Origin of the sequence: Viridibacillus sp. NPDC096237, assembly GCF_050278625.1 — a bacterium.
Taxonomy (GTDB): domain Bacteria; phylum Bacillota; class Bacilli; order Bacillales_A; family Planococcaceae; genus Viridibacillus.
Window position 1 is genome coordinate 20,802 of record NZ_JBNNTI010000045.1, and the last position, 6,860, is coordinate 27,661.

The following is a 6,860-nucleotide window of genomic DNA, read 5'->3' on the forward strand; positions in this document are numbered from 1 at the left end:
GAATAGAAAGGATCAATGGTTTCAGGTTAACTTCAACTACAAACTATATTACTTGAATTTCTTTTACACCATTTCGCTTTAATATTTGCTGAGCCTTGTTGCGTATTAAATCATTATGAAAACAATCATCGTAGAATACAATACTACTTGGTTTTTTACTTGCTATAATATTAATTTGCTCTAGTGATAGATCCTTTTCAAGACATATGAATACTGTACCTCCATTAACTGCAAAGACCGTACATTCCCCTAGAATGAATCGTTCAACTGGTAATACTATATCTATTCCTTGCTTGAGAAGTATTTCAAATAGTACATCCTCTTCACTTCTCCCTTGTTTTACAGGTTGAGCTATACTTAATGGCACTTTTTTTATATTGGACAGGTACTCTTCCCACAGATTTAAATTGGTCGTATCTAGTCTGAAGTTTTTAAAACCTAAATCATAATGACTTGCATCTTGTACTTCTCTTTGCACACATGCCATTCTCTCTTTGCCAAGTTCTGATAACAGAGGCTTTCTACCGACGCTCTTTAAATAATCGATTAGTTTTTTTGTATCTTTTTTAGCATCACCTGTTAAATTTTCATGCAATTGTTCAAGATCTTCGTCAATCTGTACAAGGATGTAACGAAGTGATATGTTGCTCTCGATATTGTATCGAACAGTCGCTTCACCAAACGTCCCTGATCCAGAGAAGAAATCCATTACTATATCGTCGTCTTTTAAAGAGACCATGCTTAATAATCTAGTTATTAATTTCAAGGGTTTTTTACCGTTTCGGTACTCAACAAACCCCTCTTTATCTAATCCAGTTGTCTTAATATCTGCCCAGAAATCACATGGGTGTACAGTTAGATAATCATCTGCAAATAGTATTTTGATACGTGGTGAATCCACAGCTGAATTATAATGATTGTTTATAAAATAGAGTTTTTTGTTTGGAGTGGTAATAACAAATGCTCGATTTTGATTCCTTTTTCTCTTGTCATCAGCAATAGTTTTTACACTAGCTGCCACTGAGACGGTTCTTATAATTCTCCAAGCGTTATTGAATAAAAAAGTCGCAAACTCATTTTTTTCAATGTTGTTTTTTCTAGCAAATTCAGAAACGGTGACCATTTGAATGTTTGCTATTATGTCATCACTTCTTCTAATGTCCGCTATTGTTCTATCTTCATTATCACGAATTGCTTTTAGTTCTTTTATTTCTTTTTCACTAATATTTGTGAGAATTGTTTTATATTCATTGTCCCACTCGTTTTTAGGAATCCGTATTTTCTCAAAAGTAGCGTTCCTTTTTTTATAACAGAGCACATATTCCTTTAATTTAGGGATTTTTCTTTTAACGTGCGTCATTTTAACACCTGTTGGCTCCGACATCTTAACAACGATGGTAGAGACAAAATTTTCTTCTCCAAATACTTCATTGCAAATTCGTTTTAAATTATCCACCTCATTGTCATCAATAGAGATAAAGATCACCCCATCATCAGACAATAAGTTACGTGCAATTTTCAACCTTGGATACATCATATTTAACCATTCAGTATGGACTCTTCCACTAGTCACTGCATTAGATTCTAAACATTCATTCGTATGTTCTTTATAGCTTTTCATCTTGTCACGGAAATTATCTTTATAAACAAAATCATTTCCAGTATTGTATGGAGGATCGATATAGATAAGCTTTACTTGATTACAATAACTTCTTTGAAGTACTCGCAAAACTTCTAAGTTATCGCCTTCAATATAAAGGTTTTTCGTTGTTTCCCAATCTATACTCCCTGCAATATCCGGTCGTAAGGTTCCTGTAGTTTGCTGTTGGGCTAACTGTATCGCTGCTGTTTTTCCATTCCATGTAAAATCATACCGTTCTTTTTCAGTTTCTATCTGTTCACCTAATAACAATTGAAGCTTCGCAAAATCTATTTTGTTTTCTGTACAAATTTCCGGGAAAAGCTCTTTCATTTTTTCAATATTGTGCTGTACAGTATGAAAAGATTGGCCATTTAGTTTATCCATATAAGCGCACTCCTTTATATATGTAAAACTATTTTAATTGTAATAACTTCTTATTTTACAGTATTTTCCCATTATTATAACAACTATTCAACCTTATCTCACTTAAATACACTTTCCTATTTGTTACAATAATTTATCATTAGCTAACATTTTGAGAACTAATGGGTTAAAATAGTTCTTAAGTACTTCCCCCTGCCCTTTGTTCTATTTTATAACCGAATAAAAATAAAGGTGGTTGTGTAAATGCTTTTAACAATTGAAGAATTAAAAAATACAACGCACGCTACTTATTTATCTGGAAAATTGCTAGAGACTATCAAATTTGGTCATGAGCTAGTCGGAAAAGCCATACTACAACAAGATCGGGTTAGTATTCGTTATGGCTATATGTACCTGGCAGTTTCATACCATGCATTAAGTGAATTAAAAAACGCATTCCACTATACTTTTTTATACGATGAGTACTGTCAACAAAGCAAAGAGGAACTGAGTAATCTAGAAAAGGAAAATCTTTATCTTCTATTGTTTTTCCTTTATGAATATAACGAAAACTGGGAAATAGAACTTTGTGAACGGTTGAAGCGCTTTGAAGACGGTTATTTTTATTACAAAGAATACGTTGATATTTTACAAGAACTCAATCAAGCCGCTATATATAAAACAACACTCCAGTTAGAAATTCAGCATCGTGTGTCAGCTATTCAAGAACGGACAAACTTAGATGGTTTAACTAGTATTTATAACCGTTATCATTTAGAAAATGTAGCAAAAAAGTGGTTACTAGAAGCAACAAATGAAAAATCAACAGTTACTTGTTTAGTATTCGACATCGATAATTTCAAATCAATTAACGATCAATACGGCCACTTAATTGGCGACGATGTAATCAAACTGGTAGCAAACACTTGTAAAGAATTGGCCAATCTTGAAACAACTTTTGCAGCTCGTTTTGGCGGCGATGAATTTGTCATTTTACTACGTCATCTAAAGACAAATGAAGTAATGGAATTTGCAAATACTCTTAATCAGACTTTGGCTTCTAAGAGGTTACCAATAGAAGATTCAATGCTTACATTTACAGTTAGCATGGGTATGGCTATGAACCGTAAAGGCGAAATAAATTCTTTCCACGAAATCTTCAAGCATGCTGACATGGCTTTATATAAAGCTAAAGAAAATGGGCGAAATCAGATTAGGCAGTACGAGTAAGCTATTATTAAAGTAATCACTGCTATATACCACATTTCAAAATAAGGTATACTTAAACTTCTAATTCAGAAATGAATCAGAAGTTTATTTTAATAGATTGTATTATCTCTTTTAAAAGGAGTAAAAAGAATTATGGCAGAACTACGTAAAGATGTTTATAATAAAGCGTTTTTTTTACAATTTTGTGAGAAGGTTAAAAACGTATATCCAGCATTTGATGAACAGCTTTTCATGACTCTTTTACTTGATGAAGGGTGGGAACAACGAGAATTAAAGCAAAGGACTCGACATATTTCAATTACATTAAGAGCTACCTTACCTCCCTCTTATCCCGATGCTATTGTTGTTTTAAGTCAACTTGTTCCGGAATGTAAAGGTTTTGAATACTTTTTTTTCCCTGATTTTATAGAGGTATATGGTTTAACAGATTGGGAAACTTCAATTGAAGCATTGAAACTCTTTACACTTACCTCCAGTGCTGAATTCGCTGTGCGCCCATTTATCGAACAAGATCCAAAAAGAATGATGGCTATTATGGAAGAGTGGTCTACTGATGAAAATGAGCATGTTCGTAGGCTAGCGAGTGAAGGGTGTCGTCCTCGACTTCCTTGGGCACCAGCTTTAACGATGTTTAAAATAGACCCTGCCCCAATTATCCGAATTTTAGAATTATTAAAGGCAGATGATAGCGAATATGTCCGGAAAAGTGTTGCAAATAATTTAAATGATATAACAAAAGATCATCCTGAATTAGTGAAATCTCTCGGCAAAAGTTGGCTTGGACAAAACCCTAAAACGGATTGGATTATCAAACATGCCTGTAGAACACTTCTTAGACAAGCAGATCCAACTACACTTGCCTTATTCGGGTTCGATCATGCCCCTACTGTTGAATTAAAAGATTTTAATCTATCAACAAATCAAATAGCGATAGGAGATGCCTTTAAATTTAAATTTACCTTTGCTAATCCAACTACAGATGCCACAAAACTTCGAATAGAGTACGGTATTGACTTTATGAAAGCTAATGGCATAACACGTAGAAAGCTCTTTAAGATAACTGAAAATACGTATCTACATGGCGAACATACTTATACTAGAAGTCATTCCTTTAAACAGCTATCTACTAGAAAACACTATGTCGGTAAACATCGAATAGCAATCGTTATAAACGGTGTGGAAATGGCTGGGATTGATTTTCTATTGAAAGAAGAAGAAAAGCAGACAATTTCAGGGGTTGTAAATAATATATAAATAACCTTTTGTTATTGGGGATGGTTTAATTTATATACTTATACCTAAAAAAATGTTTTTCTATAAAGTTAAAAAGCTTCAGATTCTTTATGAATCCGAAGCTTTTTCATTTAAACATTACTTCACTTTAATACTTAATTTGTAGCTTCTATTTCCTGCTTGATCTTTCGCATAAATTGATAAAGTTGATTTAGCTTTATGTTTTTTGATTTTCACACAGAAATTACCTTTACCCGTTGCGTTAGCAGTACTAATTTTTTTATGTTTACTGTTGTAAATTGTAATGGTTGCTCTTGCCTCAGTTTTACCAGTTACTTTTGTAGTTTTCGATGCGATTTTAGATGCTTTTGGTTTTTTCGGCGCTATTTTATCTTTAACAATAACGGGTTTTGATATGCCTTTATTCCCTGCTGTCCTGGCTTGTGCCTCAGTTTACTTTATGGACCTTCCCGTTTAAAACAGTGGTATTCCCTTATTTCATTAGCATTTACAGCTGCGGATACAGCTTCGGTACTTCACCGGATTCCCTTTTATGTATGTACTTACACCTAATTCTGGCATAAAATATTCACTTAATATAAACCTATCATAATATTTAAAATTAATCTATCCGTTTTTAATTAGTATTTGATATATAATCCATCTCACATCAAATACTTACATTATCAAATAAAATAATACATTTTTCCGGCTCGAAAAAATAGTATTTATATATGGTTCTATCACTCAATAAATAACATTATATTAAAAAATATGATATTATTGAAAAATAACACTATTTTAAAAAAGGAGAGATTTGATGGATAGTTCAGTACTTTTATTTATTTGCTTTTCTTTAATATTATTAGGTACGATTTCTTTTATGCTGTTTGTGAGAAGGATCATTATTAATACAACTCCAAAGGATGAATCCACAGAACTAAATGAAAAATTGGATAAGATTATTATGCTATTGGAAAAGCAATCTAAATAATTGTTATTCATTATCAAGAAAACGAGCTGCTGAACTTATATAAAACTTGGCTCGTTTTATTCGACATGATGTGTGACATATATTATTGCAGGTCGTTTTCTAAAGCTACAATTTGCCCTATTGTTTCTAACAATTGGTCTCGTGCTATGAAGTCAAATCCAGTAGCAGGTCTTCATTTACAATCTGTTGCAAATTCCCCTCTAACACCTGATCTTTCAGCTTAGTTATTGATTCTATTCTTTTCCGTATCAAAACCTTGTTTGCTCTTTTCTTTAATCTTGTTCCTGACCTGTGAAGGGGGCGTCTCTAAGCTGGAAAATTGACTTTTGAGACAGCCCCCATTCTTTTATAAGTGTTGTTTCAGTCCTTGTAAAGTGCGAAACATTTTAGTGTAATACTCTAATGAGTTCAAATCTGTTCCTGCTGAGTTGTTTAATAATCCCATAAGATCTTTTGCATTGGAATCATTCTTTTCTGTGCCTTTAGATGTTTTTTCACTTTTAGATATTTCTTTCTGATCTTCATTTTTTACATCTTTTGTTTCTGAAATTAAAATAGTTTTTCCATCAGATTTCACTATATAGTGCCTGATATATCCATTTTCCCTTCGAACTTCTAAATTGCCTTTATCTTCTTTACTTTTTTTATCATCTAGGAAAAGATCTTGAGGCAAATTGTTATTTGTTTGTTTTTTTAAGTTGGCTACATATGGATTAATGTTTGAGGATCCAATTCTCAAGTTAATCACCTCCTTTGTTACTTATATCGACAATAATAATAGAAAAAGTAAAATTTCATTTAAAAAACCTATTAAATCATTCTTTTCTAGTATTAAATTGGATGTAATATGGATGTATGGACATACCTCGATTAAATCATTAAAATTGAACTACCGAGAGGACGTGTCCGAAATGAAACAAAAACGATACAACCAAGAATTGAAACAAACGGTAGTCGAGCTTTATTGCTCGGGTACACCCGTCAATCAACTGTCTAGCGAAGTAGTTTAATTTTGTTATCCATACTCATTTTTCCAAAAACAAATAACAATAGAGTCGTTTAAATCGAAGTGATCTTCCACAATTGCGCCCGATTAAGGCATACTTTCCTCTTTTAAAACGGGAGGTTTTGAACAAGTAAAATAAGTGTTAATAAAGAACCTAAAGATGTTAAAGTTATTATCTTTCTGTTATTTTGCTTTTTTGAAGGTTTACTTAGTTCATGGGTCACTGCACTCCATAATAGTACAGATGCTAAGGCAATAATACTTATAAACATATTTGGGTACACCCTTTCTTATAATTTACTTTAAATGAGTAAATTTCATTCAAGTAATTTCCATTTAACAAAATAAAAAGACAGAATCCACCCTTTTGGTTAAAATGAAAGCTCTGACCC

Annotated in this window: 6 protein-coding genes and 1 riboswitch; of the genes, 3 read left to right on the forward strand and 3 right to left on the reverse strand. The window is 32.5% G+C overall.

All coding sequences use genetic code 11. The features are described 5' to 3' along the window. Nucleotides 1-43: 43 nt before the first annotated feature. A complete protein-coding gene (locus ACQKMD_RS18380) occupies nt 44-2,026 on the reverse strand; it encodes a site-specific DNA-methyltransferase (RefSeq protein ID WP_427753825.1) in 1,983 nt (660 codons plus the stop codon). Between the two features lie 243 nt (nt 2,027-2,269). Between ACQKMD_RS18380 and ACQKMD_RS18385 the strand changes: the two genes are divergently transcribed. Both ACQKMD_RS18385 and ACQKMD_RS18390 read left to right on the forward strand, forming a co-directional pair. Further along, entirely contained in the window at nt 2,270-3,235 is a 966-nt protein-coding gene (locus ACQKMD_RS18385) for a GGDEF domain-containing protein (RefSeq protein WP_427753826.1), read from the forward strand. 132 nt (nt 3,236-3,367) lie between these two features. Next, the gene (locus ACQKMD_RS18390) at nt 3,368-4,489 is read left to right on the forward strand and encodes a DNA alkylation repair protein (protein ID WP_427753827.1); all 1,122 of its coding nucleotides are present in this window, start codon (nt 3,368-3,370) and stop codon (nt 4,487-4,489) included. Between the two features lie 117 nt (nt 4,490-4,606). On the opposite strand, the gene ACQKMD_RS18395 is transcribed toward ACQKMD_RS18390, so the two are convergent. Beyond that, entirely contained in the window at nt 4,607-4,885 is a 279-nt protein-coding gene (locus ACQKMD_RS18395; protein ID WP_427753830.1) for an Ig-like domain-containing protein, read from the reverse strand. Beyond that, a riboswitch (cobalamin riboswitch) is annotated at nt 4,883-5,060 on the reverse strand. It overlaps the preceding gene by 3 nt. 228 nt (nt 5,061-5,288) lie before the next feature. On the opposite strand from ACQKMD_RS18395, the gene ACQKMD_RS18400 reads away from it, so the two are divergent. Continuing rightward, nucleotides 5,289-5,462 (forward strand): DUF4083 family protein, encoded by a 174-nt coding sequence (locus ACQKMD_RS18400; RefSeq protein ID WP_427753828.1) that lies wholly within the window; start codon nt 5,289-5,291, stop codon nt 5,460-5,462. A 346-nt stretch (nt 5,463-5,808) separates the two neighbouring features. Here the strand turns inward: ACQKMD_RS18400 and ACQKMD_RS18405 are convergent, their stop codons facing one another. Further along, entirely contained in the window at nt 5,809-6,201 is a 393-nt protein-coding gene (locus ACQKMD_RS18405) for a hypothetical protein (protein WP_427753829.1), read from the reverse strand. Between the last annotated feature and the right edge of the window lie 659 nt (nt 6,202-6,860).